Here is a 17,289-nt window from a genome sequence, read left to right on the forward strand (position 1 = left end):
AACTATTATGGAGATGGCCTTGTTTCATCGTCAACGTCAGCGTAAAGGTTCCTTGTCTACACACGGTAAATCTTTAAAAGATTTAACACGCATTGTTAATGCGAATCTCTTTTTGTCGGAAGACAAGAGACAGGTGTTACTGAAAAAGATGAGAATGTTATCTGGCTTGGAAACGGCTCGATATGATAGCTTATGTAGCACTCTTATCAATAACCTGGTTCACTATTGCCAAAATTTACCAGAGACAGCAAACAGTTATTATTCTCAGCAAGGTGGATTGGTGGATCATGCACTAAACCGCACGGAAGCTGCGCTGAGCCTTTTTCAGGAATTTATGGTACAAGACCAGCCTGATTTGTCTGAAGAACAAAAGCTTTGGCAATATGCACTTTTTTCAGCGGCAATTCTTCAAGGCATAGGCAAATTGTTTGTTGATTACCGCGTTAGTTTTTATGATGCAAATGGTCAATTTTTAAAAGAATGGAATCCTTTACTTGAAAATATGACGAGCACTGGAATTTATTACTTTTACGAGTTTGAAAAAGAACCTGAAATTGAATTTCGACGTCGTCTCAATTTATTGATGGCAAAAACATTAATGCCGACCAGTGGATTTGCCTGGATAGCCTCTAATCCAGAAGTTCTTTCAGTATGGCTTGCGTTATTGAATGAAGATGAGCGTTCTGCGGGTACTTTGGGAGCCATATTAATTCGAGCTGAAGCCATTGCAATTCAACGTTATTTACTTGAGTTTATGGTGAGAGGAACTCCAGCTCATAGTGGGGGGCGTTATCGTGCAGGGACTTTTTCTGGTGGCCAGCCAGAGACTTTATTAGAGAAGGAGCAGGCTGTAGGCATGGAGTTTATCCAATGGATGATTAAAGCCTTAGATAGCGGCAAGATTATGATTAATAAAGCCCCCTTATTTATGGTCCCTGGGGGTATGTTGATGTGTGCTGAAATGTTTCAATTATTTGTACGTGAACATCCTGAGTATAAAAATTGGCAAGCAGCGCAAAATGGATTTTTATCCTTAAGTTTACACAGTCTTGCTGCTGATGGCGGTGTGTTAAGTCGATTTGAAGCAAGAGAACAAATGGAGAGCGGGATTGTATTTTCTAAGTATACGCTTGCTTTACCTGAGTCTGTAAAAGTGGTTCATCCAAGTACTGGAAAAGTAGAATCGATGTCTGCTACGGAATTGATTCATAAAGCACAATTTAACAGTCAGTTTACCCAGAAGCAAAACATGAGCTTGGCAAGTTCGCTGCAAAAATTGGATGCAGCAGGGAAATGGCAAGTGGTTGAAAACGAAGGGAGTGCGCTAAGGCCAGGAGCAAAAAACGGTGCCTGATTATGCAATTGGTGATGTGCAAGGTTGTTACGAGCCTTTGCAACGGCTGTTGGAATTAATCGATTTTGATGACAAAAGAGATCGTTTGTGGTTTGTTGGCGATTTGGTGAATCGGGGGCCTGAATCTTTAGCTGTCTTACGTTTTGTTAGCTCCTTACCCATTACGCCAAGAGTGACTTTAGGTAATCATGATTTACATTTATTGGGTTCATTATTTGGTGATAGGCCGTGGAAAGGGCATGATGATACTTTGCACGAAGTAATCGACGCAGTTGATGGTGAGGCTTTAGGCCATTGGCTGAGGAAGCAATCCATTTTGTATTACTCACCAGAATTTAAGGTGGTGATGTGTCATGCTGGAATTTGTCCTTTATGGGACTTGTCACAGGCAATACAACATGCTAAAGAGCTTGAAGAGGTGCTTTCTGGTGACACTTATCGTGATTTTTTATCGCATTTATATGGTAATCAACCCGATATATGGTCTGATGATTTAAGAGGGATGGATCGACTGCGGGTAATTACCAATTACTATACGCGCATGCGTTTTTGTGATGTACAAGGACGGCTCGAGTTGGGTCATAAAGAAACTATTGCTCAAGCGCCAGCAAATCTTTATCCTTGGTATGAGGTACCGCATCGCAAAGAAATTGATGTGGATATTGTTTTTGGGCATTGGGCTGCTTTAATGGGGGAATGTCCCAATCCCAAAATTCATGCAATAGATACCGGATGTCTTTGGGGTGGCCAACTCACTGCATTACGTTTGCAGGATATGCAACGATTCGCAGTCTGGAACAAAAAATGATGTTAATAAAAAATTTTAGCTCCATATTTTCATCCTTGATGTCAAGGTCTGTTTTGGGGAGCCGGAACGATATAAAAACTTTGTTTTTTTGTAACTGCTTATCGTCACAATACGTCCGGCGGGCGGGACGTTGGCAAGGGAGAGCGGTTACGTTTTTCTTAGTCTGTTCCCTGTTTGGTTTTAATGCTTGGGCACTCCCTGCTACTGAAGAGTTACAGGTCAAACAAGCAGAAGAACGATTGCAAAAAGCGATAGAGAATCCAGAGTTCATGCTGCATAACTGGATAGAATTGCCAACCTCTCCTGCGGCACGTAATAAAATCGAACATCACTTAAGTTTAAGAGAAGCGATTTTATTGGCTTTACGCTATAACCCTAATATTCAAAATGCTGAACTGGATCGAATCGTGCAACGTTATCAATTGCGTTTGGCACACAATCAGTTTGAACTGCAATACGCTTTGGGAGCGTCTGGAGTAATCCAAAAAAGTAGGTTTAATGGAGTGGGCACCGATACGACACATACGTTATTAGGCAGTCCCGAGTTTGATTTGAAAACAAAACTAGGTACAACAGCTAATTTATCAATCAACAATAACGTCAATGATAATAACAATTACAATCCTGTATTGAATTTTTCCTTAACCCAGCCTTTATTACGTGGCTTCGGAAAAGCAGTAAACGAAGCAGCGCTTTTAAATGCAGAGGACAATGAATGGTTAAACAAATTAAATTTACAGCAATCGGTCGCGGATCAAGTCACCCAAGTTATTATGGCTTATCGAATGCTTATTTTAAGCGGAAATAATTTACAGAATCAGCGCTTACAGTTAAAAGAAGCAAAAAAATCGTATGAAATTAATGAAAAAAAGATAAAGGCAGGTCAATTAGAACCAACAGGTAATATCCAACAATCCTACCAAATTGAATCTTTAAGTTTGATGGTGGAACAGGCGGGGAATGAATTTCAAACTGCATCGCAGGATCTCTTGCAGATCATTGGCCTTGATCCAGAAATGCATATATCAGTCCCTAGTGATGTTGCTTTAGATAAACTTGCAGTTCCTGATTTGCAGCGGTCTATTGAGCAGGCTTTGAATCATAACACCGTTTATTTGGCACAAAAAATGACATTACGCGCAGATGAACGTGCGTATAAAGTGGCTAAGAATCAACAGCTATGGCAATTGGATGTGTCAGGGAATGTGCAAAGTGGTGTTTTAAATGATGTGACAGGCGTTAATGGAGGGGTGAGGGGCATTTACAATGGAAATAATATAACCGAGGCAGCACGGTTGACATTAACTGTTCCGTTGAATGATATCAGCCGTCGCAGTCAATTAATTAATGCTAAAGTGCGCTTGGAAAAAGACCGGCTAAATTTACTTGCAACAAAACGCGCATTAATAACAAATATAACCAATACCATAAACAATATAAGAAGTTTGGCAAAACGTTATCAATTAGCATTAAAACAAGTGAAACTGGCAGAGCAATCTTATGCCTTGGAAAAGAAAAAACAACAAGCAGGAATATCCAGTGCGTTGGATGTAAACAACACGCAGAACCAGCTGATTCAGGCCCAGTCCGGATTAATTAATGCAAAAATTGCATATCTTAATCAGATATCAAACTTACAAAGGACTCTGGGAACAACGCTGGAGCATTGGCAAATTAAATTAAGGTATGGTGGATGAATAGGTATTTAAACACATCAAAAGTCGTCATTTTATTATTAGTTGGGTTTCTTTTATCTTCATGCGGTCATCATGAAAAGAAAAAAACGGTTGCGTTACACCAATATAAGGTTGAGGAACAGACAATCCAGAAAACCTTGCATTTTACAGGAACGGTTCAGCCTTTACATGAAAATACCATAACCAGCCCAATGGAAGCAGTGGTTGAAACAATGAATTTTCATTATGGACAAATGGTCAAAAAAGGTGAGGTGATTTTAACTCTAAACTCAACTGAGCTACAAAGGCAGTTTAATGACACATTAACAGAATATTTAAAAGCTAAAGACAGTTACACCATAGCAAAAGCCAAATTTGTTGGGACTCAGGATTTATGGGACTCAGGTTTATTATCCAAAAATAATTACATGAGTGAAAAATCAAATGTTGATACAGCTCGGGTTACTTTAATGCAGTCCACACGTAAGCTGACAGAAATGTTAGAAAAATTGGATGAAAATAGCCCCAAAAATTTATCTGCATTAAGTTTGGCTGATTTTGATAAGATAAAAAAAATTTTGGCATCCAAGCATAATGTGATTCATTTAAAGTCACCTAGAGATGGTGTGTTACTATACCCTCCTAAAGCGGGTGAGGATAAAAGTGTACGTGTGAACGTGGGATCTACGGTGAAGTCGAGCCAAGTCATTGGATTGATTGGTGATTTATCTGGAATCAGTATCGAAATTGATGTTCCAGAAATCGATATAACCCAAATTCAAACAGGCATGAACGCAGTAGTAAGTGGAGTCGCTTTTGGTAAATATCCATTAAAGGGGCAATTGGTCGCAGTGAATGCACAAGCATCAAACAACAATGGACTCCCCTTTTTTACAGCAGTAGTAGAAGTGGAGAAATTGACTCCGGAGCAGCAACAATGGATCAAAGTAGGCATGAGTGCATCCATTGAATTAAGTGTGGATAATGGCAAGCAACTCATCATACCTATTGCCGCGATAAAGCGAGAAAAAGGACAAAGTATTGTTAATTTACAGAACAATTCAGGCGCTATTGAAAAGCGAGTGATTACAACAGGTGCGGCGCAAGCAGATTCAGTTGTTGTTGAGACCGGTTTAAAGGCTGGTGATGTGGTGGTTTATGAGTGAGCTCGTAATCAATTCAAATACCTTGTCTGAGGATTGGGCAGAGGACTCAAGTATTCTTGAAAGGTTTTTGAATCCCGCAATAAACCCGCGGCATAGAGGCGATGTTAAGAAAACTCAGCAATCATTAATGGTGCTTACGGATATTGTAAAAACGTATCATCTCGAAGGAGTTAGCAGTACTATCTTAAAAGAAGTATCGCTTACGGTATATGAAGGTGATTTACTTGCTATTGTAGGAGCTTCTGGCTCGGGTAAATCTACTTTGATGAATATTCTGGGACTCCTGGATAAAGCAGATGCAGGAACCTATCTCCTGAAGAATCGCAATGTTGCTGCGTTGACTGATGATGAAGCAGCCGAGCTGCGGAATCAAAATATCGGTTTTGTTTTCCAGCAATTCAATTTATTACCAAGATTTACTGCCATGCAAAATGTGGCATTGCCTTTAATCTATCGCGGTATTGGACCTGCTGAAACTAAAGAGAGAGTGCTTGTTGCTCTTGAGCGAGTAGGCATGCATCAATATGCACATCACCGGCCTACACAATTATCCGGCGGACAGCAACAACGGGTTGCCATTGCCCGTGCTTTGGTCACAGAACCCCAAGTGATTTTGGCAGATGAACCTACCGGGGCACTTGATTCACGTACTGGTAATGAAGTAATGAATTTATTTTTAAGTTTGCACGCCCAAGGACGTAGTATCATTATGATTACTCATGATGAGCAGATCGCTGCATTGTGCCAGCGAAAAATTACTCTTGTGGATGGTATGGTTATGGCGGAGACTGAGTCATGAATCTTGCCGGACATTGTCAGCAAGCGTTGGTTAATTTAACCGCTGCCAAGTTGCGCTCTTTTTTAGCCGTTCTAGGAATTTTAGTAGGGACGGCTGCTGTTGTTGCTTTAATTAGTTGTGGTCAGTTAGCTACAGAAAAGGCATTAGCTCAATTCAAGGCATTAGGTACGGATTTATTGGCAATTTCTGTTTACCCAAAAACGACGGATAAATCTTCAGGGAGTATGGAGTCAATCTCTGCAGATCAATGGGAGAAGTTGCCTGAACGAATACCTTATATTGTCGATATGGCACCTTATAGTACCGCATATCAACCTTTGAGTTTTCAGGGAAAATTAATGCAGGGAGCGGTTATAGGCGCCAACGAGCATTTGCCAAAAATTGTTCATATTAAATTAGCCGCCGGACATTTTGTTTCTTTTGTTGAGTCTTATGAGCATTATTGTGTAATTGGTGCAGGTTTAGCGCAGCAAATCAAAGAGATTAGTTTTGATGATCCCATAGGAAAACAATTACGTATAGGACAATCTTTATATACGATTATTGGCGTGGCTGAACCCTGGAAGGAAAATGGCTTTTTCAATGAAGACATCAATCAGGCGGCAATTATTCCATTGGCTGGGATTAGCATGATTAGCAAGGATGCCAAGGTAAATAATGTGGTTCTGGAGTTGAAACCTGATAGTCCTATAGATGAAGTGATTGAAGAAATAAAACAAATTATTGGTTCAATGGCTCCTAAATTGAGTGTTTTTTCTCGTAGTGCAAAACAAATTATTGCCAGCATGGAAAATCAGGGACAAATTTTTACCTTACTGCTTGGTGTAATCGGCGGTATTTCGCTTTTGGTTGGTGGAATTGGCGTAATGAATGTCATGTTGGTTTCCGTGAGCGAGCGAAAAAAAGAAATTGGTATTCGTAAAGCGGTGGGCGCCAAAAATAGAGAAATCCAAGCTTTATTTTTAGTTGAATCGGTGATGCTTTCTTTGTTGGGAGGCATACTTGGGGTAATTTTAGGATTAATTTTTACACGTATTTTGGCCTATTTTAGTGATTGGAATTTTTCAATCTATCTTCTTCCTCCTATAGCAGGCTTTTTGGTATCTGCCGCTACTGGAATTTTCTTTGGTTTTTATCCTGCACGACGTGCTGCAAAATTGGAGCCGGTGGTTTCCTTGCGCAGTGAGTAATTTGAGTTTTTTCCTCTAACCGTATTTATTAATGTGCTAAAATTAATATTAAACGTAATTTAGATTTACGCGCATTTTTAAAAACGACATTTGATTTTTTGCTTCTTAATTTGAATTTTAAATTTTAAATTTTGAAATTTGAATGACGGAGAATGAAATGACGAGAAAGTCGATTTTTCAATTACAAGATGAATGTTTTTTATTGCTTCTCGAGAGCTCTCTTAAAGCAATTCCTTTCAATGTTTTAATTTCTACTGTGATAGCGGGATATTTATTGTACCGTCATGCATCAATAATACCTGTGTCTGCATGGTATCTGGCTATGATTATATTATGCTGTTTTCGTTGGATTAATAGTAAAAAAAGTATTACCAGTAGCGATTACATTGTCAAAAAGGAAGCTACTAAAAACCGTTTTTTATTTTTAACATTTTTAACAGGTGCTCTGTGGGGATCCTGTTATATTCTTTTTTATCCTCATTTCTCTGAAATGCACCAAAATGTTATTACTTTGACTTTAGGAGGCATGGCATCAGGGGCCTTAGCGTCACTTTCTGTGTATCTACCTGCTTATTATGCTTATTTATTACCCATGTTTTTGCCTTTAATTGTTTATAATTTTTGGCTGGGTGAGCTGGATCGAATCATTTTGGCAATTATGTTTGTTCTTTTTGTGATTATGTTAATGATTACGGCCAAATTTCCTGCAAGGTTATTGCATAAAACCCTTCAACTCAGCAAAGAAAAAGATGACGCCTTGCAAGAAGTCAACCGAATTTCAATTACTGATGGATTAACAGGCCTTTATAATCGCCGTTATTTCGATAAACGGCTAAATGAAGAATTTAGACAAGCAAAAAGAAACAAACATCCACTTAATTTAGTCTTAATCGATGTGGATGACCTTAAACATATTAACGATAATTATGGTCATCCTTCCGGTGACTTATTTTTGAAACAATTAGCGATTGCCATCAAAAAATCTGCAAAATCCAATGACAACGCATTTCGAATTGGCGGCGATGAATTTGCGACAATTTTGACGAATACTACTCTTAGTGATGCCATTTTACTGTGCAATAAGCTGCAAAATAAATTTAAAAAACAAACAAAAAAGGGTGAAACTACAATTAGTATAGGAATAGTCAGCGTTTCTCCATTATATGCTAATGATGTGGATGAAGTGATTTCTGCAGCAGATAAAACATTATATGAAGCGAAAAAGGCCGGAAAAAACCAAGTACGCTCTCAACGTATTAATTAAAATGATTCAGAATATCTCAGAGAAATTTTTTTCATAATTTCTTCAATGGGCAAACCCATAACATTGTAATAGGAGCCTTTTATTTCTTTTATAAATGTATCGTATACATTTTGAATACCATATCCTCCAGCTTTATCAAAAGGATCTCCCGTATCAATATAATTTTGTATTTGTTGTTCTGAAAGCGTGTGAAATGTAATGCTGCTGGTCACACAATCAACCTGCCACTGTTGTTCGGGTAGAAAAATTAAAGCATAGCCCGTATAGACCTCATGGGAATTACCGCTTAACATGCTTAACATTCTATATGCATCTTGGTGGTCGCGGGGCTTTTCTAAAATATGATCCTGATAGGCCACTGTAGTATCTGCTGCTAGAATTATGTCCGCGGTACCTGCTTCGACCCGCGCCAAAATAGTTTGTGCTTTTTCTCTGGCAAGTCGAGTGACATATATTTTAGCTTCCTCGTCTTTTTGTTGAATTTCTTCAATGTTGGCAGGCATAACAACAGCAGGCAAACCGTGCTCTTGCAAAATGTGCACGCGTCTTGGAGAGGCGCTGGCTAGAATAATTTTTAATAGATGATGTTGTTTCATAAAAAATAGGGTTTGAAGGGTCTGTAAACAGACCCTAGTTTAAAACATATTATAAATTCTAAAGTCGCACCATTTTGGCTCAATCTAGCGAATTGTCAACAGACGCTAATCAGGCTTAGAAATTTATTATTTGGGACGCTGTACTGCTTCTGGGGTACAGATACCTGGAGTTTTGCTTCTATTGCACTGACTTTGTAAGTACTTTATGATGAAAAAATTCTTTTCATCTAAATGGACTTGAGTATGTTAAATAAATCTTTGCAAGTGATAGCCTTAACTTCAGGCATTTGTTCTTTTGCTTTTGCTGATACAGTGCCATCACAGACTAAGCCTCCTACTACGTTTTCTTCTAATGCATCAGTACCTTCAAGTTATTCACCCGTAGTGATTCATGAGACCTTTGCAAGCATTTTGCAACGTATGAGTAGCGAAAAACAAGCGATTAATGAGCGGCAGCAAGAACTGTTAAAACAACGTTATGATTTGAGTAATAAGCCGTCGCAAACAGCAAAGATGTCTAATGGAAAACCAGTACAAGAAGGTGTGCGCGTGAAGTTGCCTGAGGGGGTAACATGGGAGCAGCTTACCAAAATGAGTCCCGAGGAGATTAAGAATAAAGGCCTTTTTCCTCAGGGCTTCTTACCATTACCCCATCCCAATCATCCTGAAGGAGGGATGTTATTTCCCAAGTTTTCTATTAATGAAATTAAAAAACAAGAAGACAGGGATTTGACACGGTTTGATTTGGATTTTGATATTCCCGACCATTTTTTACCCCCCCACCCCGCACCGATTTTTTTGGTTACCAGGCCTGATCTTGGAGACGTTTCCCAAGGTAAACTAGTAACCATTGAAAATTATTTTGAATTGTTTAACGGTCTATTGAATCCAAAACAACTGGAAGGTTTGCGTTTGTTAGTCACTCCATTCCCACAACAACAATTTAACCAAACTGAAGACCGGCGTACCGTAAGACCCAGTCGTGGTGTGGCTTGCTTTGATTGTCATGCGAATGGGCATACGAACAAAGCAACACATTTGGTTGGTGATATTAGACCCCAGGAGTTTCGCCATCGTATCAATACGCCAACATTGCGCGGTCTAAACATCCAAAGATTATTTGGGTCTCAGCGTGCATTAAAAACAGTGGAGGATTTTACTGAATTTGAACAAAGAGCAGCCTATTTTGATGGTGATCCTGTGATTGCGACCAAAAAAGGCGTCAATATTTTGGAGCGTGGCAGCCAAGTGCACTTCATGTCTGAGTTTCAGTCAATTCTTGATTTTCCTCCAGCGCCTAAATTGACCTGGGAAGGTAAATTGGATCCAGCAAAAGCGAGTCCAGCAGAGTTACGTGGGCAGGACCTGTTTTTTGGCAAGGCAAAATGCTCTGGTTGTCATATGCCTCCTTACTATACTGACAACTCCATGCATAATTTACAAACCGAACGATTCTATCAACCACAAATGATTAATGGTATGAAAGCAGTTGGTGATGGATCTATAAAAACATTTCCTTTGAGAGGAATTAAAGATTCTCCACCCTACTTACATGATGGCCGTTTGTTAACTTTGGCTGATACTGTAGAGTTTTTTAACTTGGTATTGCAATTACAGTTAACTCAAGAAGAAAAGGCGGATTTAACAACATTTATGGAAGCGCTTTAATACTCACTGTATAATTCTTTTGTGCTGATAGCCTGTATCTATTGTAGCCTGGGTGCAGCGTAGCGAAACCCGGGTTAACTATATTGTACAAAGTTCCCGGGTTTCGCTACGCTCCACCCAGGCTACTACTGTACTTAACCAGGTTATGTGTTTTGTGATAAATGGTCTATCTTTAAATATTGAGATGGCAATCAGGTAATAGAAAATCAGGGGGAAAGGCTATGAAAAAATGGGGACTTGCGATAATCGCATACGTTCTGGTACATCATGTTGCCTTCGCACAACAGAATTGGAATGCTTGGGTTGCTGGGATTAGGGCAGAAGCATTGCAACAAGGAATATCACCAGAAACTTTTGATGAGGCATTTGCAGGAGTCCATGAGCCAAGTCGTCAAATTAAAGGATTTTTACGTTCTCAACCAGAACATCGACTCACGTTCATTAAATACCGCAATACACGTGTTGATAATTATAGAATTGCTATAGGACGCAAGGAATTCAAAAAAAACCAGGCAGTATTAGAGGCTGTAGCCAAGCAATACGGAGTAAATCCTTGCTTCATCGTTTCATTTTGGGGAATGGAAACGAGTTATGGTACTTATATGGGTAATTTCCCTGTAGTGAAAGCTTTAGCTACTTTGGCATATGACTCTAATCGCAAGGATTTTTTCCGTAAAGAATTATTCATTGCCTTGCATATTCTGAATGATGGGCATGTGAGTCTCGCTGATTTCAAAGGTGAGTGGGCAGGTGCATCAGGCCAACCACAATTTCTACCTTCAAGTTGGGTGAAATATGCTGTTGATTATGATGGGGATGGGCGAAAAGATATTTGGAGAAGTAAACCGGATGTCTTTGCTTCAATTGCAAATTACATGAAGCAAAATGGATGGCAAACAGGTGAACCCTGGGCAATCCAAGTCAAATTACCTCATAAATTTGATATGGCTATGGAAGGAAAAAACATTGTAAAACCTGTGAGTGAATGGAATGCAATGGGCGTGCGTACTGAAGGGGGTGAGCTATTGCCTTTCCAAAATCTGCAAGCGAGTATTGTTCAACCATTAGGCGGACCTACCTTCTTAACCTTCCCGAATTATAAGATGATTTTACATTATAATAATTCCATCTATTATGCAGGAGCTATAGGCTATTTAGCAGATAAAATCTGCCAAGGACAACATAGGTAGAAATTATGAATGATTATCTCGATAAAACGGCCAGTTTAACCCCTTTAGCAAAAAGGATAATCTGTGATAAAGCCACAGAGTATCCTAATACAGGGGCTTACAATTCCGTCATAACGCAAGGGACTTATTTATGCAGACGTTGTGGTTTGGCCTTATTTCGCGGGTCAAGCCAATTCAGCTCCGGGTGCGGCTGGCCAAGTTTTGATGATAATATCGTTCATGCAGTGAAGCAGCTTCCAGATCGTGATGGTCGACGTATGGAAATTCTTTGTTCTCGCTGTGACGCTCATTTAGGTCATGTTTTTACTGGAGAGTATTTTACACAAAAGAATTTACGTCATTGCGTCAACTCCGCTTCCATTGATTTTGTTGCAGACAGTCAGGTATTGGATACTGAAGAAGCAATAATGGCTGGCGGATGTTTTTGGGGTGTTGATCATTTTTTAAAGCAAATCTCCGGAGTTCTTCGTGTTGAAGTGGGTTATACAGGTGGTGTTACCACAGAACCTAGCTATGACCAGGTGTGTCAGGGCAATACTGGCCATTATGAAGCAGTGCGCGTTATTTATGATAAAGCCAAGACGGATTATCACCACGTGGTAAAACGTTTTTTTGAAATCCACGATCCCACACAAAAATCAGGACAAGGTCCAGATATAGGTCAGCAATATCAGAGTGCGGTATTTTATTATAATCAGGAACAATTAGAGGAAGCAGAAATCTTAATCCAAATACTGCAAAAAAAAGGCCACCAAGTTGCGACGCGTCTTTTACCGGTACAAACATTTTGGCCAGCAGAAGAATACCATCAGGATTATTATGCCAAACATCATAAAGCACCTTATTGTCATCAACCCGTAAATCGCTTTGATTAAGATTTTAGGTTGGAGGGGGTAATATGGAATTTACTTTTCGAATTGCTAAGAAAAATGATAAAGAGGAAATTCTGGATTTAATCAAAAAGCTGGCTGAAGTTGAAAGAAAAAAACCTGAAGAGATTAATTTAACTTTGGAAAAAATTGAATCTCATGGCTTTGGCCGAAATAAATATTTTTATGTTTTATTAGCTGAATATAAGAAAAAACCAGCGGGTTATGCCTTGTACTTTTTCTCGTACTCCGCCTCTGCAGGCGCTCCTATTTTGTATATTGAAGATCTTTTTGTCGATGAACCCTATCGTAATTTTGGTTTGGGTACTGGCTTATTAGCTCATCTTGCGCGCCTGGCGATTGAAAAGGAATGTTGTCGAATGGAAGGACATGCATTTACCTGGAATAAAAAAGTCATTGAATTTTTTGAATTTATAGGAGCTCATCCGCGTACCGATTTGTTGCAATTTCGCTTATCGGACGAGCATTTAAGGAAATTAGCGGAACAAAAATAGAGTAAACTTTGAATAAGTTCCTGAATCTTGATCACGTCTCTGCCTGTCCGGCATTTTTGCAAATTGATACAGGTAGCTTGGGTGCAGCGAAGCGAAACCCGGGAAATCTGTGCCAGGAAAACCCGGGTTCCGCTTCGCTGCACCCAGGCCACATCACTGGACACCCGTGTGGACGTAGATAAGTATTTAACCTATTGTAAGTATCCTAACGCACATTTAAATACATGTGTTCAAATCCTGAAAAAGATAAACTGTGATGTTTTCTTTGCGCAGGTTTGGTTGCATCCAGGCATAAAGAAGGGAATTGTGTCGACAAGGCTTTAAAAATAGAGTGCATTTCAATACGCGCCAATTTTGCACCAAGACAAAAATGACTTCCATAACCATAACTGAAATGCTGCGTTTGCTTTTTCGCAAGTGTTATAGAATCCGGATGATTAAAATACTGTGGATCACGATTAATCGCGTGCGTTGATATGAAAATTACCTTCCCTTTTTCAATCAGTTGATCACCAAGCATGGTTTCATGAAAAATAAAGGTTACTGCTGGATCAAGACGGTTGCATTCCTCAATATAAGCATCCAGCGCATTGAGGTTGTTTCTTATCTGTTTCCAGAGTCCTGGCTCACTGAGCAAAATAAATAAATTATTACACAGTTGATCCGTTGTTGTAACCTGACCTGCAACCAGCATCATAATGGCCTGGGAAATGATTTCATCATCAGTTAATCCGAAATGAGCTTGATGTTCCAACAAAATACTTAAAAAATCTTTTCCAGGCTTTAATCGACGATGAGTTATGAGATCAGAAAAATAATTATATAACTGTTGGGCACTATGATTTACCTTAATGCCATCTTCATCTTTATAACTGGTTGAGCCGCCAAAAAACTGGGTCATGTTATTGGACCAATGATAAAAATCATGGCGTTCACTATCCGGAATTGCAAACAATTCTGCAAGTGTTACTGAGGGAATGTTTTGCGCGAGTTGGCTTACAAAATCAAAAGGTCGGTTTTCAGTAAATTCAGTCAGGCAATTTGCTATGGTTCGCTGAATCAATGGTTTTAACTGTTCGAGGCAATGGGTACTCAATCCATGATAACAAATTCGTCTCCGCTCCGTATGCTCTGGAGCATCACTCATCACCATCATTTGGCTGACTACTTTGAAAAAATCAGTAATTAATGACAAATTCATTTCGGGCATACGGGAAATAAAAAAAGGTGAGCGATCGCAACTAAAATCCTCGCTTGTGAGCACTTGTTTGGCTAATTGATACGAGGTAATAACAAAGAATTTCCCAGGTTCCCACCAGAATAGCTCCCCCATTTCCCGTAAATGATGACTGAATTGCTCTGGAGTTGTAGTTTGTTTGAGCTGCATTAACGTATAGGATTTCATAATATTTGGATCCTTCTTAAATGCCTTGGACTATGGCGATGAAATGAATTGCGGCCATGCAGGAGAGAAAAATTATCCGCGAGCAAAAAATCACCTTCTTGCCATTCGTGTTGGTAAAGGTGTTGTGACATCCGCATGCTCTGGCTCAAAGAGGATAAAATAGCATGTGATTCATCTTCACTTTTACCTATTATCTTGACATGTACGGGATTTAAATAGTCTTCACCTACAGGTTCAGCAAAGCGTAAAATAACCTGTTTCGTATCCGGATGAATATTGATTAAATTACGAGTAATGGAACCCCCATAATGAGCCAACTTCTCAGTATGAAATGAGAGAGAATAGTGTTGCCATTCATTTTTTTGCGATTCGTTTGCCCTATGCCAAACCGTTTCCGTGTTCACAAATAAGGTTTCACCACCGCTTCCAACTTTAGGCGCTTGCAGGCAATTGAAGAGTAAAAAACGAGGTTCTCGATGAAAAGCTCCGTCCCAGTGCAAAGGAACATCCCCTTCAGTAAATAAATAGTTTTTGGGCTGTTTATCTACTTTCATTTCCATTACCGGGCCAAAATCCCAGGAAAGCAATTGTGCTTGGCTTTGGCAATAATTGAGTAAGGCATCACGATCTAGAGGTTTGAAGCCACGCAAAAGGACAACTTTATGATGTGTTACCTGATCTAAGAGTTTTTTTAACGGTAGGTCAGTCAAATTGGTGTGGGTATCCGCTTGCATCAGATGTGGGCCAAATTTTGAGTTATTCATTAACATGCCTCCAACACATAATGATCATCATTTAATCGAGCGCCCAGCCGTTCAGCTTCCTCTCTTTTAACTAATTGCCATCCTTGCGCATTTTTAAGTAAAACACTATGCCAGGGAGTGCTCCAACGATTCGATACAGGAAGAAAGTGAATTCCTATTTTTTCTGAACCACAAGGTTGCGGGTGAATCGACAAACGTACGGATTGTGGAAAATAGTGTGCAAGTAATTTTGACCATGCATTCGATCGACGGATTACCTCATAAGCAATGTGTTTGGCTTCTTGACGTATTTTGTTTTTTGTTTGCTCTGGCTTTAAAGCAAGTTGATCTTCAACAATAAAACGATGAATGCCATTAAATTGATAACGCGCACTCTGTTCTGTTGCAATGTGTTTTTTTAATTCGCCTAAAGATTGCCCAAACTCGATCATTAATGATTCACGCATGATCTGATAGTTATGGTAAGGGTACACGTCATCAAGTGAAAAAGTCGATAAATGGCTTAGTTGATAATCCTCAATGATTTGTTGAATTCCTTTTTGGTACACATCTACATGCAGATCATTCACCAAAACCAAGTCATTAAATACTCGACCATCAGAACAAATAATTAACTTTACACCCACTGGATAAGCTTCCTGCATGGTTTGACAGAGTTGATTCAAATTGCTTAAGCCAATGATTTCACCTCGATCGGGCTTTTCTGACAACGTTTTCTGCCTGTTGGACGATTTTGCTGGGAAGGCAGGAAGAATTAAAGTAAGCATTCTTTGCTCAGTGATTGCTTGTTGAATTTTTTGTTGCGGATGACGCGTGCATTCAGGACATAAAATTCCAGAGCACTGTTTTTCGGTTAGCTCACTCACTCGTCTTTGATTGAGTAATACATTTAATAATGCTGTTGTTGTCTCTTGAACGGACATCATTGACATATTTTGCCTCCAATTTGCTTTCCTTGTAGCCTGGGTGCAGCAAAGCGGAACCCGGGGTATGGGAGTTAAAGTCGCAACCCGGGTTCCGCTTTGCTGCACCCAGGCTACGTTTTCCATTGGAGTAACCAGATTAGGCAAAATCTTTATAAATTGATAATATTAAGTTTTAATGAACTTTATAACATAAATTTATGGATATTGATTTTGATGCCCTGCGTGTTTTTGTTGTTGTAGTTGAATGTGGTGGGTTTAACGCGGCATCACGCACCTTATTCAAAACCCAGCCGGCAATCACTTCATCGATAAAAAAGCTGGAAGAGCAACTCAATTTAGTGCTGTTTGATCGCAGCCACTATCGACCCGTATTAACTGCAGAAGGAGAAAAACTATTTCGTCGAGCCCAATCTTTAATTGGTCATTGGAAGAACATTAGTCAGTTTGCAGAACAACTCCAGTCCGAGGCGGAAAGCGATATTACGATTGCGATTGATGTTTTTTTTCCTTTATCAAGCTTGAAAAATCTTTTACGGCATTGGATTCACAGTTTCCCCAATACTCAATTTCATTTTCTAACGGAATCACTTGGCGGTGCTTGTGAGCGATTATTAAGAAATCAAGCAGACTTGATCATTAGCGAAAATTTGATCACCAAAAAAGCAGTCGAAGTGATACCCCTACGTTCTGAGTTCCTAATCGCAGTAGCATCTCCTGAATTTATCCACTATTACAGCAAGCAATTAGGCGATCTGGACACTCTTTCCGAATGCATGCAAGTTATTCTGCGCGATTCATCGCAGTCTGATTTTTCATTTGGGGTTATTGAGCATGCGCGCCGCTGGACAGTAAGCGATGTTATGGCCAAAAAAGATATTATTGTGGCAGGCCTTGGTTGGGGGCGGTTGCCTTTACATATGATTACCCAAGAAGTAGCAGATGGTCGATTGCAGTACTTGCAAGGAAGTCATTTCGACAGACGATTAATTACTATGGGCGCAATACGATTGCAAAAACCAGCCCGAGGTCCGGTTGCAGAAAAGTTATGGCAGGATTTGAACAATAAAAATATTGTAAGATTTGAACAGTGAGCTACACG

At 39.6% G+C, this 17,289-nt stretch carries 16 protein-coding genes; 12 read left to right on the top strand and 4 right to left on the bottom strand.

Going from position 1 to position 17,289, the window contains the following annotated elements; genetic code table 11:
- Window positions 1–7 precede the first annotated feature (7 nt).
- The 7 genes from Lani_RS11720 (at window position 8) to Lani_RS11750 (ending at window position 8,257) form a co-directional block, all read left to right on the top strand.
- Complete coding sequence (locus Lani_RS11720; RefSeq protein WP_019232756.1) at window positions 8–1,354, top strand: conjugal transfer nickase/helicase domain-containing protein; 1,347 nt, start codon at window positions 8–10, stop codon at window positions 1,352–1,354.
- The gene (locus Lani_RS11725; protein ID WP_019232757.1) at window positions 1,347–2,162 is read left to right on the top strand and encodes a symmetrical bis(5'-nucleosyl)-tetraphosphatase; all 816 of its coding nucleotides are present in this window, start codon (window positions 1,347–1,349) and stop codon (window positions 2,160–2,162) included. The genes Lani_RS11720 and Lani_RS11725 overlap by 8 nt, the downstream gene beginning before the upstream one ends.
- A complete protein-coding gene (locus tag Lani_RS11730) occupies window positions 2,159–3,859 on the top strand; it encodes a TolC family protein (RefSeq protein WP_019232758.1) in 1,701 nt (566 codons plus the stop codon). The genes Lani_RS11725 and Lani_RS11730 overlap by 4 nt, the downstream gene beginning before the upstream one ends.
- Window positions 3,856–5,004, top strand: a complete 1,149-nt coding sequence (locus Lani_RS11735) for an efflux RND transporter periplasmic adaptor subunit (RefSeq protein ID WP_019232759.1) — start codon at window positions 3,856–3,858, stop codon at window positions 5,002–5,004. Before Lani_RS11730 ends, Lani_RS11735 begins: the two co-directional genes overlap by 4 nt.
- Window positions 5,005–5,131: 127 nt before the next feature.
- Window positions 5,132–5,803: an ABC transporter ATP-binding protein gene (locus Lani_RS11740; RefSeq protein WP_040522169.1), complete on the top strand. Its 672-nt coding sequence runs from the start codon at window positions 5,132–5,134 to the stop codon at window positions 5,801–5,803.
- Window positions 5,800–6,993 (top strand): ABC transporter permease, encoded by a 1,194-nt coding sequence (locus tag Lani_RS11745; protein WP_019232761.1) that lies wholly within the window; start codon window positions 5,800–5,802, stop codon window positions 6,991–6,993. Before Lani_RS11740 ends, Lani_RS11745 begins: the two co-directional genes overlap by 4 nt.
- Window positions 6,994–7,150: 157 nt before the next feature.
- Window positions 7,151–8,257 (top strand): GGDEF domain-containing protein, encoded by a 1,107-nt coding sequence (locus tag Lani_RS11750; RefSeq protein ID WP_019232762.1) that lies wholly within the window; start codon window positions 7,151–7,153, stop codon window positions 8,255–8,257.
- Here Lani_RS11750 and Lani_RS11755 read toward each other — a convergent pair.
- Window positions 8,254–8,853 (bottom strand): Maf family protein, encoded by a 600-nt coding sequence (locus Lani_RS11755; protein ID WP_019232763.1) that lies wholly within the window; start codon window positions 8,851–8,853, stop codon window positions 8,254–8,256. The two genes, Lani_RS11750 and Lani_RS11755, sit on opposite strands and share 4 nt — an antisense overlap.
- A 243-nt stretch (window positions 8,854–9,096) precedes the next feature.
- Here Lani_RS11755 and Lani_RS11760 point away from each other — a divergent pair, with 243 nt between their 5' ends.
- From Lani_RS11760 to Lani_RS11775, 4 genes are all read left to right on the top strand, one after another.
- Window positions 9,097–10,521, top strand: a complete 1,425-nt coding sequence (locus tag Lani_RS11760; RefSeq protein ID WP_019232764.1) for a cytochrome b6 — start codon at window positions 9,097–9,099, stop codon at window positions 10,519–10,521.
- Between the two features lie 221 nt (window positions 10,522–10,742).
- Window positions 10,743–11,711: a lytic murein transglycosylase gene (locus Lani_RS11765; RefSeq protein WP_019232765.1), complete on the top strand. Its 969-nt coding sequence runs from the start codon at window positions 10,743–10,745 to the stop codon at window positions 11,709–11,711.
- Between the two features lie 5 nt (window positions 11,712–11,716).
- Window positions 11,717–12,586 carry a bifunctional methionine sulfoxide reductase B/A protein gene (locus tag Lani_RS11770; RefSeq protein WP_019232766.1) on the top strand — a complete coding sequence of 290 codons (870 nt, stop codon included), beginning with the start codon at window positions 11,717–11,719 and terminating at the stop codon, window positions 12,584–12,586.
- A 23-nt stretch (window positions 12,587–12,609) separates the two neighbouring features.
- Entirely contained in the window at window positions 12,610–13,095 is a 486-nt protein-coding gene (locus Lani_RS11775) for a GNAT family N-acetyltransferase (protein ID WP_019232767.1), read from the top strand.
- A gap of 205 nt (window positions 13,096–13,300) precedes the next feature.
- On the opposite strand, the gene Lani_RS11780 is transcribed toward Lani_RS11775, so the two are convergent.
- Genes Lani_RS11780 through Lani_RS11790 form a run of 3 tightly spaced genes read right to left on the bottom strand, consistent with a single transcriptional unit; the run spans window position 13,301 to window position 16,196 of the window.
- Complete coding sequence (locus Lani_RS11780) at window positions 13,301–14,500, bottom strand: cytochrome P450 (protein WP_019232768.1); 1,200 nt, start codon at window positions 14,498–14,500, stop codon at window positions 13,301–13,303.
- A complete protein-coding gene (locus tag Lani_RS11785; protein ID WP_019232769.1) occupies window positions 14,497–15,264 on the bottom strand; it encodes a TauD/TfdA dioxygenase family protein in 768 nt (255 codons plus the stop codon). The genes Lani_RS11780 and Lani_RS11785 overlap by 4 nt, the downstream gene beginning before the upstream one ends.
- The gene (locus Lani_RS11790) at window positions 15,264–16,196 is read right to left on the bottom strand and encodes an isocyanide synthase family protein (RefSeq protein WP_019232770.1); all 933 of its coding nucleotides are present in this window, start codon (window positions 16,194–16,196) and stop codon (window positions 15,264–15,266) included. The genes Lani_RS11785 and Lani_RS11790 overlap by 1 nt, the downstream gene beginning before the upstream one ends.
- A 191-nt stretch (window positions 16,197–16,387) precedes the next feature.
- On the opposite strand from Lani_RS11790, the gene Lani_RS11795 reads away from it, so the two are divergent.
- Window positions 16,388–17,281, top strand: a complete 894-nt coding sequence (locus Lani_RS11795) for a LysR family transcriptional regulator (protein WP_019232771.1) — start codon at window positions 16,388–16,390, stop codon at window positions 17,279–17,281.
- Window positions 17,282–17,289: the final 8 nt, after the last annotated feature.

This window comes from Legionella anisa, assembly GCF_001467525.1.
GTDB lineage: Bacteria > Pseudomonadota > Gammaproteobacteria > Legionellales > Legionellaceae > Legionella > Legionella anisa.

Excerpts from the sequence above, each read along its gene's own strand:
- Lani_RS11720 (WP_019232756.1), top strand. The coding sequence starts at position 8 with ATGGAGATGGCCTTGTTTCATCGTCAACGTCAGCGTAAAGGTTCCTTG.
- Lani_RS11730 (WP_019232758.1), top strand. The coding sequence starts at position 2,159 with ATGATGTTAATAAAAAATTTTAGCTCCATATTTTCATCCTTGATGTCA.
- Lani_RS11735 (WP_019232759.1), top strand. The coding sequence starts at position 3,856 with ATGAATAGGTATTTAAACACATCAAAAGTCGTCATTTTATTATTAGTT.
- Lani_RS11740 (WP_040522169.1), top strand. The coding sequence starts at position 5,132 with ATGGTGCTTACGGATATTGTAAAAACGTATCATCTCGAAGGAGTTAGC.
- Lani_RS11745 (WP_019232761.1), top strand. The coding sequence starts at position 5,800 with ATGAATCTTGCCGGACATTGTCAGCAAGCGTTGGTTAATTTAACCGCT.
- Lani_RS11750 (WP_019232762.1), top strand. The coding sequence starts at position 7,151 with ATGACGAGAAAGTCGATTTTTCAATTACAAGATGAATGTTTTTTATTG.
- Lani_RS11755 (WP_019232763.1), bottom strand. The coding sequence starts at position 8,853 with ATGAAACAACATCATCTATTAAAAATTATTCTAGCCAGCGCCTCTCCA.
- Lani_RS11760 (WP_019232764.1), top strand. The coding sequence starts at position 9,097 with ATGTTAAATAAATCTTTGCAAGTGATAGCCTTAACTTCAGGCATTTGT.
- Lani_RS11765 (WP_019232765.1), top strand. The coding sequence starts at position 10,743 with ATGAAAAAATGGGGACTTGCGATAATCGCATACGTTCTGGTACATCAT.
- Lani_RS11770 (WP_019232766.1), top strand. The coding sequence starts at position 11,717 with ATGAATGATTATCTCGATAAAACGGCCAGTTTAACCCCTTTAGCAAAA.
- Lani_RS11775 (WP_019232767.1), top strand. The coding sequence starts at position 12,610 with ATGGAATTTACTTTTCGAATTGCTAAGAAAAATGATAAAGAGGAAATT.
- Lani_RS11780 (WP_019232768.1), bottom strand. The coding sequence starts at position 14,500 with ATGAAATCCTATACGTTAATGCAGCTCAAACAAACTACAACTCCAGAG.
- Lani_RS11785 (WP_019232769.1), bottom strand. The coding sequence starts at position 15,264 with ATGAATAACTCAAAATTTGGCCCACATCTGATGCAAGCGGATACCCAC.
- Lani_RS11790 (WP_019232770.1), bottom strand. The coding sequence starts at position 16,196 with ATGTCAATGATGTCCGTTCAAGAGACAACAACAGCATTATTAAATGTA.
- Lani_RS11795 (WP_019232771.1), top strand. The coding sequence starts at position 16,388 with ATGGATATTGATTTTGATGCCCTGCGTGTTTTTGTTGTTGTAGTTGAA.